Raw genomic sequence first — 18,685 nt, 5'->3', positions numbered from 1 at the left:
CGTGGTACAGGATGTCATTTTCCATGACATGGATATAGGCCGTTTCCCTGTTTGAGGACTGTCTTATGCTGAACATGCAGTTTAATAAGCGGGTGATTATCAATACCTGCGATATGGACTGGCAACCTTCGCGCGTTGAAGGTGTCTACAGAAAGCCTCTGTCGCGTGAAGAGGCTGAGCGTGGTCACGCCACGAGCATTGTTAAATACTCCCCTAAAAGTCGATTTATCTCTCATGAACATCCACTGGGTGAGGAAATTCTCGTTCTTGAAGGGGTATTTTCTGATGAAACCGGTGACTATCCCGCAGGCTCCTACATCCGTAATCCTCCCGGGTTTACCCATACCCCATTCAGTGAGGTAGGGTGCATCATACTGGTTAAACTGCATCAGTTTTCTGCTAATGACCATCATATGGTACGTATCAATACACGTAGTGAAGAAGGATGGATAGATGGGCAGGGCAGATTAAAAATGTTGCCTTTGCATGAATTCAATGGGGAGCAGGTTGCGTTGATTAAGTGGCCCGCGGGCCAGCATTTCTTTTCTATTTCTCATTTTTGTGGGGAAGAGGTGTATGTGTTAGAGGGAGAGTATCGAGATGAGTACGGGCGATATAGGGCCGGAACCTGGATTCGAAACCCGCACATGTTTGAATACAATCCTTATGCAGAAGAAGACACCTTGTTATGGGTAAAAGTGGGTCATTTGCCTTATCCAGGATCGGCTAAGTGAACAAAGTATTGTCTAGGAAATTGGCCCAAATATCGATATTTACCTGTTTTTTGTTCTCGGCGTAAAAGTGAGACGGATGTTGACCCTTTTTATCGCTAGTATGTTGCGTGAGTGGGAAGCTCGGATGCTCGAGCTTTTTCTTGAAAATGCCTCATTGGCACAGGATATGACGACCCCGGATGTTTCAGACGCACAGCCTTCCTCAGATGCCGTTTTTTGAACTGGCACCTGTACCCATGGTTCTACTCAACGATCTTGGCGAGATCATACAGAGTAATCGTGAGTGCAGACAGCTTTTTCGTCTTCGTGAGGGAGAAAAGCATATTGATGGCTACCTAAACGCCAGCATCTGGCACGAAACAATCCAGTATTTTGAGGTGGTGTTGAACACCCCTGAATATGAACCTTTTACCAAGTTGGTGCGGCTTGCTCACAACAAGAACATTTATGTACTGAAGGTGAGCCTCATCAGCACGGTTTCCAGCAATATGTTTGTGGCGGTATTCACGCTCTATCAACAAGACGATGATATTAACGAAGCATTATTAGCGCGTCTTCCTATGGGCATGGTACGCGTTGATCGAAAAGGGCAGTTCATCACTGTGAACCCGGCATTTGTTGCACTGCTTGGTTATGAAGAAGATGTGCTCATTGAGTACAGTGAGTATGATTTAACGCACCACTCTGATATCAACCGTGAAAAGCCACTTCGTGAAAATCTAACGTTAAGCTTGGGAAACCAATACCGTGTCGACAAGCGGTATTTGCATAAAAACGGGCACCATATTTGGGTAAGAACGTTTGTTTCTTCGATCGTGTGTAAGTACACCGATCAACAACAGTTTTTGATTGCAGTATTGGACATCAACGAAGAGAAGCAACTGCAGGATGCGATCATTACTTCAGAGCGCAGGTTCAGGGCGATAGCCGAAAATGTCAGTTCTGTGGTGTGGATTTCAGCCGCCGATCCGATGCATCTTTTCTACGTGAACAAACGCTATGACACCATTTGGGAAGAGAACGTCGAAAAGCTTTACAGGGACCCCTGTGCATTCTTACAGAAAGTACATCCTTCAGAACGCGAACTTGCGAAAACCACGCGCTTCTCCTCATCGACGGGATCCTGGAACATTAATTATCGTCTTCTATTCACCGATGGCCGTGTGAAGCATATCCGTGACAGTGGCAACTGTGTATTTGATGGTAGCGGTGATCTGATTTACCGGGTAGGGACGCTGACGGATATTACTGCTGAAATTGACCAGCGTGACACTGTGGTTGTGATGGCGAAGAAATTGCGTGAACTGGTGGAGTTTGACTCTCTGACAGGGATCAAGTCGCGACATGCGATCATGACAGATATTCAGGAAGCCTACAAAGAATACACAATAACGACAGATCCATCTGTACTGGTGTATATCGATGCAGACGGTTTCAAGGATATCAATGATTCATTCGGCCATGAAATAGGTGACAAGGTATTGATTGCTATTGCTGATCACCTGACGGCAAACATCCGGGACTCTGATGTGGCAGGCCGTATTGGGGGCGATGAATTTGTGGTGCTTTTACGCCACACTGCGAAGGCAGAAATACCACATATTCTTGAACGCCTTAAGTGTGACATTGAATGGGAAGACTCACCAGATGGAATAAATGTTTCGATCAGCCTCGGGGCTATCGAATTGTCAGAAACGGTAGTGTCGGCCGAGCAGTGGTTGAGTGAAGCAGACAAGACCATGTACCAATATAAACGAGAGCGAAAGAAAGCACGACTCAGTCGAAAGCATTAGATCAAATAATTGACATGATTTTTTCATGAAAAAGCCAATGAGAGATCACACATGACTATATGATTTCTTGCTGCTATAGCGACATGTTTCAATCAGCACAATCTAAACCATCTCAGACTTTTTTCTGATACAGATAAGTCATTTTGAAAATGAGACAGTCGAGTGTAACACTTCATCGTATTCTCTTGGTTGAATAACAGGGGGATTGTCCATGCAAAGTGTTGTTGAGGTATTCGGTACCGCACTTGCCAGCTATTACAACGGCAATAAATCAGGAAAGCTGATAGTCAGGGAGAGCAACGGTACTTCCGTGATCCCGACATCCGACTTTTTCCGTTGTCCGGCAGATGTCGCGACAGACAGAATTGCTTTGTCTTATTGCCGTCGTAGTGTGTTGAATGTTGGCGCAGGCAGTGGAGAGCATTCCCTCTATCTGACAGCAAAAGGCATCAAGGTCACATCCATCGATAGTTCACCGATCGCGTGTGCCATCATGCACCAACGAGGGGTGCCCTCTGTGGTTTGTGGTCACCTGTTTGATCAACACCCGATGTTTGAACGGACATTCAGTTGGCTGGCACTGCGTGGTGCCATTGGTCAACTAGGCGACATCCGGAATTTCTTCCATTTTCTAAACCTAGCTCAGCGGAATTTGTACCCGGGAGGACGGTTGATACTGAGCTCTGAAAACCTTCGCTACGAAGGATACCGCACGCGTCATTTGACATTCGAGTTTGATGGGAGTGTCAGTGAGGAGGTTCCTTGGTTCGACATTGGAATGTCGACGCTCAGGTGTGTGGCAGACAGTAAGAGTTTCAACTGCCGTATTGTTTATTGTGATGACAGCAATAAATACGTTGCTTTACTGACCAAGCGCTAAATGCTAAGGCGTTTGCATAAAAATGGGGCTTCATAGCCCCATCATTTTTGAATATTTCTCAACACACTCAATGAAATGAGCACGCTCATTCTCATCTGTTATTTCTTTCGCCTGATGCGTGAGAATGCTTTTATCTGCCAACGCATTTTTTACCTGCCACACAGAAAATGATGCCTGTTTATCCAATTCTATTTTCTGTTTTTCATCTGGCGGTAATAGGGCGAGGTTGTGGTTCATGCTTTCTCTCTTTGTCGTTTCGGTGATAACTCAAAGCCTCGATAACATAGCGAAGACCGTCTGTTTCGACAAGTGTTAACGCCGTACTTACCCCTTGCTGACATTGAGAAAGTACTTCGACAGTACCATTGGGCTCTACACAGGTAGGTGCTGAGGCGGGAAAGTATGGAATTTACCTATCATGACAGACAATCACTCTATGATGCCTGGATGTCATACAAGGCAAAACTGCGGATCACACAAATTGAAATGGCCAAGCGATTAGGTGTAAGTCAGTTAGATTTTTCAAGAGCGATGCGTGGCGATGTACCCATGGATCGGAATTTTGTATTCCGTTTTTGTGAGGAAATGGGCCTGGATCCAGAAAGTGCATTACCCAGCCTGAAAAAAAACCGACCTGTGACACATCGTGGACCGATTACAATCCGGACATCACTGACAGTGGATGGCAATATCTCTAAAGTGGAATACTCCGGTGATCAGGTATTCATTGAATATGTCAAAGAATTATAGTAGCCATCCCAAGGGATGAGATGGCTTTTGTATTCCGATCTCTGACAGTGGGGTTGCAATTATTTGGTTACCATCTTTGAGATCTGTTTGGCTCTTTCTTCATCAGAAAGGGGCGACGGTGGGGGCACTAGTAAACCTTTCTGACAGGCTGGGCGCTCAGCCAGCTCATCCATCCAGCGTTTTAAGTGATCAAGACCGGTAATGTCTACGCCACTCCATTCGTGGATACGTACCCAAGGCCAGGTCGCCATATCAGCAATCGTGTATTCGTTTCCGGCAAGATAAGCATGGGTTGCTAACTGGGTATTCATGACTTCAAAAAGACGGCGTCCTTCGTTTTGGTAACGCTCGATTGCGGCAGGAATTTTCTCCGGGAAATAACGGTAGAAAACATTGGCTTGACCCATCATCGGGCCTACACCACCCATCTGGAACATCAGCCATTGAATCACCTGGCTGCGTTTTTTAGGATCCGCAGGCAAGAATTTCCCCGTTTTCTCAGCGAGATAAATCAGAATGGCACCCGATTCAAACACAGCAAAATCGCCGTTTTCTTTATCAACAATGGCTGGAATTCTGCCATTGGGATTGATAGCAAGGAATTCAGGTTTTTTCTGGTCAGCTTCCATCAAATCCAACGCATGGTAGTTGTAGGGTAAGCCCATTTCCTCCAGTGCAATAGAAATTTTATGGCCATTCGGCGTACCCGCTGTATAGAGCTCAATCATTGTCTATTCCTTTTCTTTTGGTTACGCTTCTTTGAACGCGTCTCTCTGGCTTACGGTTTCGAGCCAGGCTTTCAACGCTGGCATGCTGTCATCGACATGGATATCCATGTTTTTGATAAAGTTGATCATGACATAGGCAGTGATGTCTGCTATTGAAAAACGTTTGCCCGCAAGAAAGGGGGATTCTGAAAGGCGCGTTTCCAGCACAGGTAAAAATTCCATTACCCGTTGTTTGGATTCCTCTCCCCAAGCTTCTACACAGCGTTCTCGGTCACTGTAAATACCCGTGATATTGCGAAATGCCTGAAAGGCGGTAAACAGTCCCTGAAGTTCTGCGATGCGGTTCCACATCTCTACCTGACCAATTTCTACTGGTGTGTGCCCAAATAAATGGTGGTCACTTGGAAAGGCCGCATCAAGATAACGACAAATCGCGACTGATTCGCTGATTGTCGTACCGTCATCCAATTCCAGCATCGGAATGCGTCCATTGATACTTTTTGCTTTGAACGATTCAGTCAGGTTTTCCCCTCCACGAATATCAACATGTTCGCGCGGGATGTCGATTTTTTTCTCTGCCAGAAACAGATTGACACGCTTTGCGCTAGGTGCAGCGCCAACTTCGTAAAGCTTCATATTTACTCCCTGTGATGGTTTTAGATCATCCTTTGACGATAAGTATATACCAGGGTCAACAAACCCTAAGCAACTTGAATTCTGCATCGTCAGGTTGCTTGGGTATATATCAGGGGGTAACAAGACCGAGATATTTACGTTGTCGCCGTTGAGACAGTTGGAAATCGATAAGTATCCTTGGTGACATTCAGTCCATCACCATCAGTTTGGCGATGTAATGCCCAAACTCCAAATGAACGCTCTCACTTATATTCTTCATCCCAAACGGAGACCATGGATCTTAGATATTGATTTCCCATATTTTCAGGTAATACGAGACCAGTGTTAGATATCGTGATGCGTGCCTCGCTTTCATGCGCCTGTATGTATATTTCAATCGGTGGGCCAGACTGACCAAATGTGATCGCATTAGCAACCACTGGTTATTTGCCAGAAACAGCGCAGTGATGACCTTCTTGCGGAGGTGGAGGGCGGTAAAAAGGGCTGCGTATGCAGCCCCGTGGGTCTGTGAGCCTGTTATTTGCTCAAGTAGGCACACGCTGTCATAAAAGCATGTTCCTGGAATTGCTTCAGGCCAACTTCTTTCAGTGAAACCGCAATAGGGTTTCTCTTGAGTGACTGTTTCATTTCTGATGACGGGAACACTTCTGCTTCAATGCCGTCGATCAGTTGAAGTGCTGCTTCCATCTTGAAGCCTGCCGCACTACCAGCGAATTTCCCCTTGGTGGGGCGTTCACGGATAACAATTTTATCCACTTTGTAATCTTCCATCAGTTTTGCAAACTGCTTCTGAAAGTTTCGGATTTGCTCGGCGCTGGCCACATCCGTGATAGTGAATTTTCGTGCGCGGCATTCCGGCACTTCAAACAGACCTTGATTTGACTCAAGCAGGCAAATGTTCGCTTCGTTGCTTTTAAAATCAACAGCACAAATACGCATTATTTCAGTTCCACAAATCAATTAAGGAGACAAGTATAAGAAAAAGCGCTGGCGAGGTCATGAAATATAGGAGAGAAGTGGCGCAATTGGTGAATATTGTAGCGGTTAACGGAACTCGCTGAAGTTTGTCTTTAGTTTGGCTTCGGTCAGTCCGCGAACGATCTTGAGATCAGGGCGTTTTTTTAGGTCAACATATTCGACTTCACGGTAGGAGCCTGTGTGCGCTGAATAGAAAAGCTTCACTGTCGGTGTCATCAGATCATCCGGGTTTTCTCTACATACCAGACCTACCCGGCCGTTGCTCAGTTCCACCACTGAACCTACCGGGTAAAAACCGATGCAGCGGATGAATTTTTTCAGCAGATCAGGGTCGAGGTGAAAGGGCGTCAGGCCAATCATGATCTTAAATGCTTCTGAGGGAGACAGGGCCGGTTTGTAGCAGCGCTCTGCCGTTAAGGCATCATATATATCAACGATGCAAGCCATACGTCCGATGACTGTCAGTTCGTCACCTTTTAAGCCGTTAGGATAACCATTGCCATCGAGTTTTTCATGATGCATCAAGCTGACATCTTTGCTAAGGGTAGGTAAATCGACCATGCTGTTGAGTACGGGTTGTGACAGGGTTTGGTGCTCTTTCATATGCAGAAACTCTTCGTCGGTGAGTTTCCCTGGTTTGTTTAACACTTCATCGCGAACCAGAATCTTTCCAATGTCATGCACCAAGCCTCCAATAGCCAATTCTTCAAGTGTCTGGCGATCAAACTCCAGATATCGGCCAAAGTTCACCAAATGGAAAGCAACATTCATGGAGTGTTCGAGCAAATACGCACTTTTTTCACGAATGCCGCTGATCCACAGTACAGCGTCGCGTCGTTCAAAAATGTTGTCTACGATGTCAGAGCTGATGTGCTTGACTGGCTCAATATCGACGGGTTTGTTTTCGTATATATCGTTGAGTAGTTTACTGATTTGCTTTTTGGACGTATCAACCAACTCTTTTGCCGCACGGAACTCATCACTGCCTTTTATGGATGAATGCTTCCCCAGCTTGGTTTCTCGGTATTGGATATCCTCATCTGAAGTGATTTGATCAGCGTCGATATAAACGTATAACACGCCTTTATCGCGCAGGTTTTCAATGGTTTCCTGTCGTCTGATAAACCCCGGCCTTTTCATTTTGGTACGGGCACATTGAGATTCGATTTGTTCGACATACATGCCGATCTCAACATGATCAATGGCGACTTTTTGCAGCATTGATGTGTGCTCCGATTAATTAATGCCGGTGTCGACGTGATTACTTTACCCTGAGTGTTTGTATTCAGCGACGAAGAAGGATATTACTGATAAGTACAATTATATACAAAATACACACTTACTGTTCAAAATTGCGAGATAAAAATTGGCGAATATGATAATAAAACGTACGTTGTCCTGCTAAAAGCCCAGATGACGAATGGTCTTGTTCTTTGTTTCAGATGACCGTCAGTTATCTGCTTAGCACTATGAAGAAAACCAAGGGTTGCTGGTTGAACAGGAAGCATAATTGTTACAACCAATCGCGTAGAAATTTGGGCGGTAAACCACAATAGGCTGGCAATCCTCACCAGCCTATTTTTTGTCTTATTAGGGTCTGTTGACCTTTGGTGGTTAAATTTTTGTTCTTGCGAAAAGCGTTTTAGGCGCGGCGAGTTGTATGCCGCCTAGCATTCTAAGCAAATACAACTCAACAAAGCATAAAACGCGTTTAGCCGAACCCTTCGGGCAGCGTTTGAGGGAACTTTCTCCTGCGTTATTGGCTTCTCATGTAGGCCAGCTACACGTCGAAGCCTCTGCCTTGCATAAAGTCCCCACAAACTGCTGCAAAAATCATCATCAAAGGTCAACAGACCCTAGTAACGATAGAACAGCGTAAAGTTGGCATACGCACTGTGATCGCGGCCTGATTCCTCAAATTGCTTGGATTGGGCGGTGACTGATGCCACTGCGCCCCAGTGTTGAGAATACCAGCTGACACCACTGGAAATCGCGGCCTGGCCATGTTGAACATGAATGTCATCATTTTCAGCCGGCTTATCACCTTCGATAGTGATATCGTCAAAACGGTAGCGCGCTTCAATGGTGGCGAAAAAGAACATGCCACTGTCACTGTGGCTTAACAGGCCGATATCCACTGCATTGCCCGGAAGAACTGATGTCGAACCAAAAGTGTTTTCCAAGTCAAAACCAATCCGGTAAGTGCCACCAACGGCCACTTCACTTTGGAAATTGCCACCTTGTCCCCGCCCAAACACACTAAACTCGCCTATTGGGGCGCGCATTAACAATTGATGGGCCTCAAGCCCTACCTGATAGACAAATTCGTTGCTAATTTGGTAGTCCCAACCTTTTGGCTCCGGTGAGCCGACAATGTCGTGAACGATAGATTGCGCGTCTTCGGCATAAGAGTCGGGACCAACTGTGCCGAGCATCAAACTTCCTTTAAATGCGCGATAATCGGTTTGGTGATAGGCCCTTCCCATGCCATAGACTAAGCCTGCATAAGGGCGCTCATTTGGTTGAGGTGTGGTCTGTTCGATATCAGACGGCGTCCACATTTGAGAGCCAATCTCCAAGCTGTAACCTATCACGTCTGGATTTGAGGACCAACGGAGGAAAAGGCCGCTGGTATAATCTCGGTCTGTTCCCAGAGCACTATCGTTGTCGAGGGAAAAGGAAACGGTCGCCGCGTGGACGGGAACACTGAGCATAGGGACAGCAAGCAGCGCAGTACCCAAAAATCTGCGTGAAAACATAAGGTCCTTAGTATATTTAATAGTAACTTAGGTCATGCTATCTCATTCATTTGGATCTGACGATGGCGAAGTATAAGGAGAGTGATTTGCTACAGAGAAATGACGTATTGGTCAGTGCCGAATGGTTAAGAGATAACCTCAATGCACCTTCATTGAAGCTGGTGGACGCCAGTTGGTTCATGCCCGGCGTGGGGAGAAACGGCAAAGCGGAATGGCACGAAAAGCGTATTCCCGGTGCGATTTACTTCGATTTCGATGGTGAGATTTATGATAAACGTTCGCCACTGCCACATATGCTTCCGTCGCCAAAGGAATTTGAGGCTGCTGTCGGTGAGTTGGGGATAAGTCATGACGATCACCTGGTCGTGTATGACAGCACAGGCATTTTCTCATCGCCCCGTGGGTGGTGGATGTTTAAAGTGATGGGGCACAAGCACGTTGCGGTGCTGGATGGTGGCTTGCCAGCCTGGGAAGCGATAGGCGGCTCATTGGAAACGTCAGAACCACCAACAATTGTGCCATGCCGTTATTCTGCAAACTTCCAACCTGAGCGCGTTATCGACGCAGAAGCACTGCTGGCTGGCATTGAAGCCTGTTCAGTGAACGTGATTGATGTACGCGCCGCTGACCGTTTCGCGGGTAAGGCGCCAGAGCCAAGGCCGGGTGTGCGTAGCGGCCATATGCCAACGGCAAAAAACCTGCCATTTTCAGGCCTGCTGCAAGACGGAAAATACAAATCACCTGATCTGTTGAAGCAGCTGTTAGCGGGCGTGATTTCAGATGAAAAGCCCAACATCGTATCTTGCGGCTCTGGGGTGACGGCCTGTGTGCTTGCTTTGGCGAGTGAATATGCACTGGGCAAAACAGTGACGGTTTATGATGGATCATGGAGTGAGTGGGGCAGTCATCCTACCTTACCTGTCGTAACGGATTGAACACGTTTTAATTGCTGTAATCAGGCCCTCGCAATTGCGGGGGCTTTTTTATCTGCTTTTGCTGACTCACGTTACCCAAGAGGGAAAGACAGCCTTCTAACCAATCCAATGAACAAATGGGAATCAAGTTGGGAGTTTTTTATGCAACTGGAATGCAAACTAAGATTTAACGGTGGCAAAGGTCAAAGTTGAAATGCTATACAAGATGTAAGCAAATATTAATAGTTACAAAATATTAACAATGTGTTATGACTTGTCTCATGTTGTTGATGAGTAAAATGGAGCAGCAACGTGACGAATCAAATCGCTATGCCTACCAACAATGCATTGTTGCCTGAGCGCATTCAAAAGCTTGTGCATGCTTTATCCAACGGCGTTTATGAACGCGAGAACACTATTCGTCTATGTCTGCTCGCAGCGCTTAGCGGTGAAAGTGTTTTTCTACTGGGGCCCCCTGGCATTGCCAAAAGTTATATTGCCAAGCGTCTTATCGAAGCCTTCGATGACAGTCGCTTCTTCGAATACCTGATGACCCGCTTTTCGACACCGGAAGAAGTGTTTGGCCCGCTCTCTATTCAAGAGCTCAAAGACAACGGGAAATATGTCCGCCTGACTGACGGTTACCTGCCAACGGCAGACGTGGTTTTCCTTGATGAGATCTGGAAAGCCGGACCGGCTATCCTCAATACCTTGCTCACTGTGGTTAACGAGCGTGTATTCCGCAACGGCAGTGAAGTCTTGCCGGTTCCAATGCGGCTTTTGGTAACCGCTTCAAATGAATTACCAGAGCCAGACAGCGGTCTGGATGCACTGTATGACCGGATGTTGGTGCGGATCTTTGTCAACCGGATTCAGGAAAAGAGTAATTTCAAACGCTTGCTGACCGGCAACAGCGGTGAACCTGACATTACTATCGGCAGAGATATCTCAATCAAAGCGCATGAGTACGAGCAATGGCAACAGCAGATTGATAGCGTGGGCTTGCCTGACGACGTGTTTGAAAAAATCTATGCACTTAAAATGTTGCTCGAACAAGAAGCAGAAGACAGTACCAATGATTTTCCCGCTGAAGAGCTTTACATTTCTGATCGCCGCTGGAAAAAAGCGGTTCGTTTGCTGAAAGCCAGTGCGTTTTTCAATGGTCGCCACGAAGTGAACCCTGTCGACCTTCTTCTATTGCAAGAGTGTCTGTGGCACAGCCCAGAATCCCGCAATGTGGTGACTGCGGTGATGCGGCGTTTTGCCCAAGAGGTTTGCTTCAACCAACAAGAGGCGCTCGCCCTTGCCCAGGAGGCCAATGAAGACAGCAAAGAGCTGGAAGAAGAAATCAAAAACGCACTGGGCCACACGGTGGATACTGAACTTTCGATGCGAAAAGAGAAAAATCGTGTCGACCTGACGAAGGCTCGTCGTTATTCGCTCAACATGGCAAACAACCTGGTGAAATTTATCATGCTCGAAGCCAATCCTTCGGTGTCTGAAAAAGAAAAGGGAGACAGCCGTTGGGTCTATGTGGATGCGGCTGAGTTTGAGAAGAAGATCAAGAACGGTGCATGCGATGTGTATGGTTACGTCAACAAAAACCCGAACCTTTGTCTGTTGAAATTTGACGTGGACAGTGAGCACAAGTTGGTGATCAAAGACATTGCCAATCGCCCGGTTCCAGTTGCTATTGCAGGCATCGATAACAATGATGCTGATGCGTTTGCGCAATGGCAGCAAAGGAATGAAGCCTCTATTGCTAAAATCGACGAAGCCAAACATATGATCCGGGTGGCTCGCAGCCAGCTCAATGCTGCTCTACCGCATCATTTTGCTAATACAGAGCTTTTGACACTGTTGGCCAACAGCATTACTGACGCAGAGGAGGCATTGCAGCGTCAAACGGCTAAATTTGAGAAAGGCGCATTCCGAACACGTATGTTAGCCGAATACTTCGAGTAAGGAGTGGGAATGCTGAGTCCTGAAAGTCTCCATCTAGGCATGATGCTAGCCGAAACCGGCATGTTGGAGCATGCTGTCAATGAGGTCATGGCCAAGCCCCAGCTTTTGATGATGACAGAAGCCAGCCCTTCTGCTAAATCGGCAGTGCGCCAGCATATCCGTAAATGGCGACACTCTGTAAAGCGCCGGTTAAGCACTGATTGCATTACTGATGATTTACGCCAGGAAATCCAACTTTATCAGCAAGCGGTTTCCCTGTCGCAGCAGGATTTCGTCAGCAATGCGAAACCGATGATCAAAAAGCTTGAAGGTAAGTCCGGGTTCTATCTGGAAGCAAGGCGTTTGATCGAAAAAAACGTTGCCAATGAGACGCCGATGTTTCAGGCGTATTTTTGTAAAAAATGGTATGAGTACTTAGCTATTGCCATTCAAAAGGCTCAGAAGAAAGAACTTGAATCACACAAAGAAAAGCTGCTGAAAGAGCTTTACCAGCGCATCGAAACCTACAAAACGCTCGAAAATGTGCGGGAGCAGGGAACATTAGAAAAAGTGGGCCGCCTTTGGGATCTGGCTTCATCAAAAGTGACCCAAACCGATGTAGATTTGTTGAAGCGCTTTGTTGCCTTCCTGAAAGAAAACAAAGATCTTCAGAGTATCGCCGAAAAGCTGGGGAGAATGGCGAATGACGTGGATGATCCTTCCCTCCAGCGTTCACCCGCAGAAGAACTGAAATTGGTTGAAGAACCGGCCGATAACGTCGCTGATGATATTGTTGGTATCCATCAAAGCGATAACCTTGAAAAGATTGTTCCCAACGAGACTATCTACCTTGCAGAACCTGCACTGGAAATTCTGTTCTACAAACATTTTGCGGACAAACGCCTGCTGACCTATCGCATGCAAGGCATGCAACGTTCTTTAAGAAAAGTGAAATCGTTTAAGCCTGAGAGTAAGCAGGTAGAGGTGGAAAAAGGGCCATTCCTGATTTGTGTCGATGCATCAGGGTCGATGAGTGGTTTTCCTGAACAATGTGCCAAGGCGATGGCTTATGCCTTGATGCAAATCGCGGTACAGGAAGACAGAGACTGCTCGGTCATGATCTTTTCCACTGACCACATCACTTATGAACTGACTGGTGAGAATGGGCTTAAAGAAGCGCTGAATTTTCTTTCTTATTCGTTCCATGGGGGAACAGACTTAGCGCCCGTGCTGACCCATTCCATTGAACTGATGGGCACTGATAAATACCGCAATGCCGATCTGGTGGTCATTTCGGATTTCATTGCACCGGTTCAGCCCAAAGACGTGCAGGAAAAAGTGAACGCGCTGAAAGAGCAACATAATCGATTTCATGCTATCTGCCTGTCAAAATACGGCAATCCAAAACTGATGGAAATGTTTGATCACACCTGGGATTATCATCCGTCACTGATGGGACGCCTGCTCAAGCGTTTCTAGAATTTAGACATAACAAAAAGGGCGGTTATGTACCGCCCTTAAAAGGATATTGCATCTATTCGTTGAAGAATGTCAGCTCAGCAGCAGGCTGTCATCTGCCAGTTCTTCGCCACGAACTTTACTGAACATATCCAGCAATTGGGGAACACCCATATTGGCACGTTCTTCGCCTTCTACATCCAGCACGATTTCTCCCTGGTGAAGCATCACAGTGCGATCACCACAGGCGAGAGCATCTTTCATCGAATGCGTCACCATCAGTGCCGTCAATCCAAATTCTGTGATCACCTTTTTGGTCAGGTCGATAACAAACGCGGCCATGCGTGGGTCAAGCGCAGCGGTGTGCTCGTCAAGTAACAGCAGCTTGCTGTCTGACAGTGTTGCCATAACAAGGCTGACCGCCTGTCTTTGACCACCGGAAAGCAAGCCGATGCTGTCACCGAGACGATCTTCCAGCCCTAATCCAAGAATGGAAATACGCTCTCTAAACACGTCACGGCGTTTGCTCGACAAGGCCAACGACCACCCACGGCGGCTGCCACGGCTGTAAGCAAGCGCAAGGTTTTCCTCAATGGTCAGGGATGCACAGGTACCGGCAAGCGGATCCTGAAACACGCGGGCGGCAAGCGCTGCGCGCTGGTGGACCTGTTGCTTGGTCACATCAATATCGTCAATCACAACACGGCCACCGACCATCGGTGTTTCGCCGGAAACAGCGCCTAACAGGGTAGATTTTCCCGCACCATTTGAACCAATAATGGTCAGGAATTGCTTTTCAGGTACTGTCAGCGACACACCACGCAGTGCGCGGTTTTCCAGTACAGTGCCAGGATTGAAGGTGACTTGAATGTCTTTTAATTCGATCATTTCACCACCTCAGCCTGTTTCATTTTCTTATTCTTCTGGTATTGCTGTTTTATTTTCGGCGCAACCAGTGCAAGAGCAACCAGCACGGCGGTAACAAGGTTCAGATCAGAGGCTTCCAACCCAAACATACCGGAGCTGAGGGCAAATGCGACAGCCAGACGGTAAAGCACCGAACCAAGAATTACTGCTACTACCGCGACCCAGACTTTTCTTCCTGGCAGAAGGGTTTGGCCGAGGATAACAGCAGCAAGACCGACGACAATGGTGCCCACGCCGGAAGTGACATCCGCAAAGCTGTTGGTTTGAGCGAAAAGCGCCCCTGAAAAGCCAACAAAGCCATTTGACAGCGCAAGGCCGAAATAGGTGTAAAAAGCGGTACTTGCTCCCTGTGCTTTTACCATGCGGGCGTTCACCCCGGTTGCGCGTAAACCCAGACCAAAGTCACTCGCAAGTAAACGGATCACAAACAGTGCGCTGATAACAACCAGAACAAAGACCACCAGCGGACGCACGTAGACAGGATCGAAACCCATGTTTTCAAACGGTGTCAGAATGGTGTCTTCGCCTAAAAGTGCGATATTTGGCCGCCCCATAATGCGGATATTGATAGAAAATGCTGCGATCATTGTTAGGATGCTGGCGAGCAGGTTGAGGATCCCACATTTCACTGTAAGAAATGCAGTCACCAATCCTGTCAATGACGCGGCAAACATTGCTGCAAAAGTAGAAATCCACGGATCAACGCCGGACACAATCAGTGTGGCAGCAACAGCAGCTCCCATCGGAAAGCTGCCATCAACCGTCAGATCCGGAAAATCTAAAACCCGGAAAGTCAGATATACGCCCAGCGCAACCAGGCCATAAACCAGACCTACTTCCAGCGTGCCAAAAAAGGCAATAGAGGTCATGTACTGCTCCTGACTCGGTTATTTTTCTACGGTGGTTGCGCGCTCAAGCAGTGCTTGGGGGATCTCAATCCCCAGCTTATCTGCCGCTTTCAGGTTTATCGCCAGATCAGAACCAATGGCAACTTTAGCGGGCAGATCTGCAACTTTTTCGCCTTTGAGTAGGGCAGCGACATAATCAGCTGTTTGTACACCAATCTGGTAGTAATCAAAGCCCAATGCCGCCACGGTGCCGTTTGGAATATAAGATGTTGCACCACCGATGACGGGTTTCTTCGCTTGATTTGCGGCGACAACTAAACCATCAATCGCACTGGCGACAGTGTTATCGGTTGGGGCATAAATAACATCAGCCTGAGAAGCGACAATTTGCGCTGCGGATTGAACATCAGCACTTTTAAGGGCCGTGCCTTCTACCACTTTCACACCGTGTTGCCCGGCGGCTTCTCGTAGCAGTTCAACCAGCGCGACGGCATTCGCTTCACCAGGGTTGTAGACAACCCCGATAGACGTCATGTTTGGCAAAAGTTCTTTTGCCAGCGCCACGTGTTGGGCAACAGGGGAAAGATCTGACAAACCGGTCACGTTCGCATTTGGTTGATCCATGTTTTTAATTAACTTGGCACCAACGGGGTCGGTAACGGCAGTGAAAACGACGGGAATAGATTTGGTTGCAGCAACCAGTGCCTGGGCAGAGGGAGTTGCAATACCTACCAGCACATCGGGTTTTTCACCAACGAACTGACGTGCAATTTGAACAGCGATTGCTGGATTGCCTTGCGCAGTCTGGTAGGAAAAGTCAAGGTTCTTGCCTTCTTCAAACCCAAGATTTTTTAAGCCATCCAATAAACCCTGACGCGTTGCATCTAGGGCAGGGTGCTCAACGATTTGCGAGACCGCGACCTTTGCGGTGTCTGCCATTGCAGTAAGAGGGGTAGTCATAAGTGCTGCGGCACAGCACGCGGACAGAAGTAGTTTGGATACGTTCATCTCTTTCTCCGTGATAAGTGGATAGCGAGCTTTACGCTCATCTTTCCGCCTGTGTTATTCCTTTGTTATATCCAAAATCTGATGTTAAATCAGGCACTAAAGATTTAGCTTAGAATGAATATGATGCTCGGTGCAGTAGCACAGTTTGTCCATGTTTGTTTAATGCAATGAAAAACAACAATCTTTTAAGCATGTGAACGTGCCGGTCAAAGTTTAAATGAGCCAAAACATGCACTACTAAAATTAATTGAATACAGATACTGACACCTCTCTTACGTTATAAAGCAGTGAATGATATGTCACAATCACTTTACGGTGGGGGCCTGTACTTTTTTGTAAAAAAATTTGATCTAAGTAACTTTGCAGTCAGTTTTTTACAATGTAAATCGTGATTCAGTGGGAATATGAAAGAGGGCGCTTCCCGTGCTTCACTATCATCTTTTAGTTTAGAAATGCCAGATCATGCTCGCATTTACCAACAGTGAAACATAAGAATCGCTGTTAAAAATCAGGTTTGTGGAGAATGCCCGAAAGTCAGCAATTTACGCTGCAATATTCTTTAACAAGATCTATCATTGGTGCGCGTTATTTGAGCGCCATACTGGTCAGGATCTGCCAGTAATCACTATAAATAACATCCATATTTCCACTGATATACTGCGTATCGTGAGAGGTTGTGAAAATATCAGGGAGAGATCATTTTGGGGCATTGCATCGGTGAGTGTATTCTACCCGCTCATGAAGCAGATTATGCCCCGCGCGAACCCCCCCATTTAATTCGCTTGGAGGCACAAGGATGAAGTGTTTAATGGCGTTAGTATTACTGTTTTCCGGTAATGCCGTCGCTGCCACTACCAGTGGCACCCCTCTGGATTTGACCAATTCCGCTGTTGGTTATTTTTCTTTGGTTATTTTTGCAGCGGCGTACACCCTCGTCATGCTCGAAGAGCAGTTGCACCTCAGAAAATCGAAACCGGTACTGCTGGCAGCCGGGTTGATCTGGTTGATGCTTGGCTTTGCCTATTCGGGCGCGGGGCAAATAGATATCGCACAAGGCGCTATTGAGCATAATTTGCTTGAATATGCGGAACTAATGCTCTTCTTACTTGTCGCGATGACATATATTTCCGCGATGGAAGAGCGACGACTGTTCGATGGGCTGAAAGCCTGGATTGTCGGTAAGGGTTATGATCTTAGGCAGCTTTTCTGGATCACTGGCATTCTCTCTTTCTTTATTTCACCCATTGCCGATAATCTTACAACCGCGCTGTTGATGTGTACCGTAGTACTGAAAATCGGCGGAGACAATACAAAATTTGTCAATCTTGCCTGTATCAACATAGTAGTAGCAGCCAATGCTGGCGGTGCTTTCAGCCCCTTTGGTGATATCACCACATTGATGGTTTGGCAGGCAGGGCTTGTTAACTTCTTCGAGTTTGGTGCACTGTTTATTCCTTCGGTGATCAACTATGTTGTGCCTGCATTCATTATGTCGCTGTTTATCCCGAAAGTTCAGCCAAACGTGGTGCATGAATATGTGGAAATCAAGCGTGGCGCAAAGCGCATTGTGGTCCTTTTCCTGTTGACCATTGTCACCGCTGTTGGTTTTCATGGACTGGTTCATTTCCCTCCTGTGATTGGGATGATGATGGGCCTTGCTTATTTGCAGTTCTTTGGTTTTTACCTTCGCAAAACCTTACCCCGTTCTCTGGCAAGAAAACGTGCTATCGCACAGGCTAAGCAAGACGAAGCTGCATTGAAACGTTTAGGCTCCGTGGTTCCTTTTGATGTATTTCGCCGTGTTTCCCATGCCGAGTGGGATACCTTATTGTTCTTCTATGGCGTTGTAATGTGTGTGGGGGGCCTTAGCCTGATTGGTTATCTTGCCACTATCTCAAACATCATGTACCTGCAATGGGATCCGATCTGGGCAAATATCATCGTCGGGTTACTTTCTGCAGTTGTCGATAATATACCTGTCATGTTTGCGGTGTTAACCATGCAGCCAGATATGTCGATGGGTAACTGGCTATTAGTCACCTTAACAGCAGGTGTGGGAGGCAGCTTGTTATCACTGGGTTCTGCCGCCGGTGTCGCGCTGATGGGACAGGCCCGGGGTAAGTACACTTTCTTTGGTCACCTTAAGTGGAGTCCTGTCATTATGTTGGGGTATGTGGCGGCGATCCTGGCCCATTTAACTATTAACAGCGCACTGTTTTAATGCATCGAGTGGTTTCACTATGAAAGCGGCTTTCCAGCCGCTTTTTTGTTGAGCTATGCCTGTCACTTTTGCAAAATAGTGCCATGATGGCTCGATAACATATCGGA

General features: G+C 46.9%; 17 protein-coding genes. 8 read left to right on the top strand and 9 right to left on the bottom strand.

Annotated elements, in window-relative coordinates:
• Window positions 1–65 precede the first annotated feature (65 nt).
• From VHA_RS05520 to VHA_RS05510, 3 genes are all read left to right on the top strand, one after another.
• Window positions 66–734, top strand: coding sequence for a cupin domain-containing protein (locus tag VHA_RS05520; RefSeq protein ID WP_040528277.1), 669 nt, complete (start codon window positions 66–68; stop codon window positions 732–734).
• 179 nt (window positions 735–913) lie between these two features.
• Window positions 914–2,527: a GGDEF domain-containing protein gene (locus VHA_RS05515; protein ID WP_040528275.1), complete on the top strand. Its 1,614-nt coding sequence runs from the start codon at window positions 914–916 to the stop codon at window positions 2,525–2,527.
• Between the two features lie 211 nt (window positions 2,528–2,738).
• Entirely contained in the window at window positions 2,739–3,407 is a 669-nt protein-coding gene (locus VHA_RS05510) for a methyltransferase domain-containing protein (protein ID WP_005502597.1), read from the top strand.
• Between the two features lie 30 nt (window positions 3,408–3,437).
• Here VHA_RS05510 and VHA_RS05505 read toward each other — a convergent pair whose 3' ends face one another.
• Window positions 3,438–3,644, bottom strand: coding sequence for a DUF3283 family protein (locus VHA_RS05505; RefSeq protein WP_005502595.1), 207 nt, complete (start codon window positions 3,642–3,644; stop codon window positions 3,438–3,440).
• A gap of 165 nt (window positions 3,645–3,809) precedes the next feature.
• Here VHA_RS05505 and VHA_RS05500 point away from each other — a divergent pair, with 165 nt between their 5' ends.
• Window positions 3,810–4,157 (top strand): helix-turn-helix domain-containing protein, encoded by a 348-nt coding sequence (locus tag VHA_RS05500; RefSeq protein WP_005502594.1) that lies wholly within the window; start codon window positions 3,810–3,812, stop codon window positions 4,155–4,157.
• Window positions 4,158–4,216: 59 nt separating this feature from the next.
• Here VHA_RS05500 and VHA_RS05495 read toward each other — a convergent pair whose 3' ends face one another.
• From VHA_RS05495 to VHA_RS05475, 5 genes are all read right to left on the bottom strand, one after another.
• Window positions 4,217–4,885, bottom strand: coding sequence for a glutathione S-transferase family protein (locus tag VHA_RS05495; RefSeq protein ID WP_005502593.1), 669 nt, complete (start codon window positions 4,883–4,885; stop codon window positions 4,217–4,219).
• A 21-nt stretch (window positions 4,886–4,906) separates the two neighbouring features.
• Window positions 4,907–5,521, bottom strand: coding sequence for a glutathione S-transferase (locus tag VHA_RS05490; RefSeq protein WP_005502592.1), 615 nt, complete (start codon window positions 5,519–5,521; stop codon window positions 4,907–4,909).
• A gap of 516 nt (window positions 5,522–6,037) precedes the next feature.
• The gene (locus tag VHA_RS05485; RefSeq protein WP_005502591.1) at window positions 6,038–6,460 is read right to left on the bottom strand and encodes a DUF3010 family protein; all 423 of its coding nucleotides are present in this window, start codon (window positions 6,458–6,460) and stop codon (window positions 6,038–6,040) included.
• 105 nt (window positions 6,461–6,565) lie between these two features.
• The gene (locus VHA_RS05480; protein WP_005502590.1) at window positions 6,566–7,720 is read right to left on the bottom strand and encodes an HD-GYP domain-containing protein; all 1,155 of its coding nucleotides are present in this window, start codon (window positions 7,718–7,720) and stop codon (window positions 6,566–6,568) included.
• A 635-nt stretch (window positions 7,721–8,355) separates the two neighbouring features.
• Window positions 8,356–9,258, bottom strand: coding sequence for a lipid A deacylase LpxR family protein (locus VHA_RS05475; protein ID WP_040528273.1), 903 nt, complete (start codon window positions 9,256–9,258; stop codon window positions 8,356–8,358).
• Between the two features lie 62 nt (window positions 9,259–9,320).
• Between VHA_RS05475 and sseA the strand changes: the two genes are divergently transcribed.
• The 3 genes from sseA to viaA all read left to right on the top strand — a co-directional run bounded on the left by sseA (window position 9,321) and on the right by viaA (window position 13,595).
• A complete protein-coding gene (gene sseA, locus VHA_RS05470; RefSeq protein WP_040528271.1) occupies window positions 9,321–10,193 on the top strand; it encodes a 3-mercaptopyruvate sulfurtransferase in 873 nt (290 codons plus the stop codon).
• A gap of 309 nt (window positions 10,194–10,502) precedes the next feature.
• Window positions 10,503–12,137, top strand: a complete 1,635-nt coding sequence (locus VHA_RS05465; protein WP_172465041.1) for an AAA family ATPase — start codon at window positions 10,503–10,505, stop codon at window positions 12,135–12,137.
• Between the two features lie 9 nt (window positions 12,138–12,146).
• Complete coding sequence (viaA, locus tag VHA_RS05460; protein ID WP_005502585.1) at window positions 12,147–13,595, top strand: ATPase RavA stimulator ViaA; 1,449 nt, start codon at window positions 12,147–12,149, stop codon at window positions 13,593–13,595.
• Between the two features lie 72 nt (window positions 13,596–13,667).
• Here the strand turns inward: viaA and VHA_RS05455 are convergent, their stop codons facing one another.
• The 3 genes from VHA_RS05455 to VHA_RS05445 are packed head-to-tail and all read right to left on the bottom strand — an operon-like array spanning window position 13,668 to window position 16,357.
• Window positions 13,668–14,462, bottom strand: a complete 795-nt coding sequence (locus VHA_RS05455) for an ABC transporter ATP-binding protein (RefSeq protein ID WP_005502582.1) — start codon at window positions 14,460–14,462, stop codon at window positions 13,668–13,670.
• Window positions 14,459–15,370 carry an ABC transporter permease gene (locus tag VHA_RS05450; RefSeq protein WP_005502581.1) on the bottom strand — a complete coding sequence of 304 codons (912 nt, stop codon included), beginning with the start codon at window positions 15,368–15,370 and terminating at the stop codon, window positions 14,459–14,461. The genes VHA_RS05455 and VHA_RS05450 overlap by 4 nt, the downstream gene beginning before the upstream one ends.
• Before the next feature lie 18 nt (window positions 15,371–15,388).
• Entirely contained in the window at window positions 15,389–16,357 is a 969-nt protein-coding gene (locus VHA_RS05445; protein WP_040528269.1) for an ABC transporter substrate binding protein, read from the bottom strand.
• Between the two features lie 796 nt (window positions 16,358–17,153).
• On the opposite strand from VHA_RS05445, the gene nhaD reads away from it, so the two are divergent.
• Window positions 17,154–18,578: a sodium:proton antiporter NhaD gene (nhaD, locus tag VHA_RS05440; RefSeq protein WP_040528267.1), complete on the top strand. Its 1,425-nt coding sequence runs from the start codon at window positions 17,154–17,156 to the stop codon at window positions 18,576–18,578.
• Window positions 18,579–18,685: the final 107 nt, after the last annotated feature.

Source organism: Grimontia hollisae CIP 101886, assembly GCF_000176515.1.
Lineage (GTDB): Bacteria > Pseudomonadota > Gammaproteobacteria > Enterobacterales > Vibrionaceae > Enterovibrio > Enterovibrio hollisae.
This window is presented reverse-complemented; position numbering and strand designations above follow the sequence as displayed.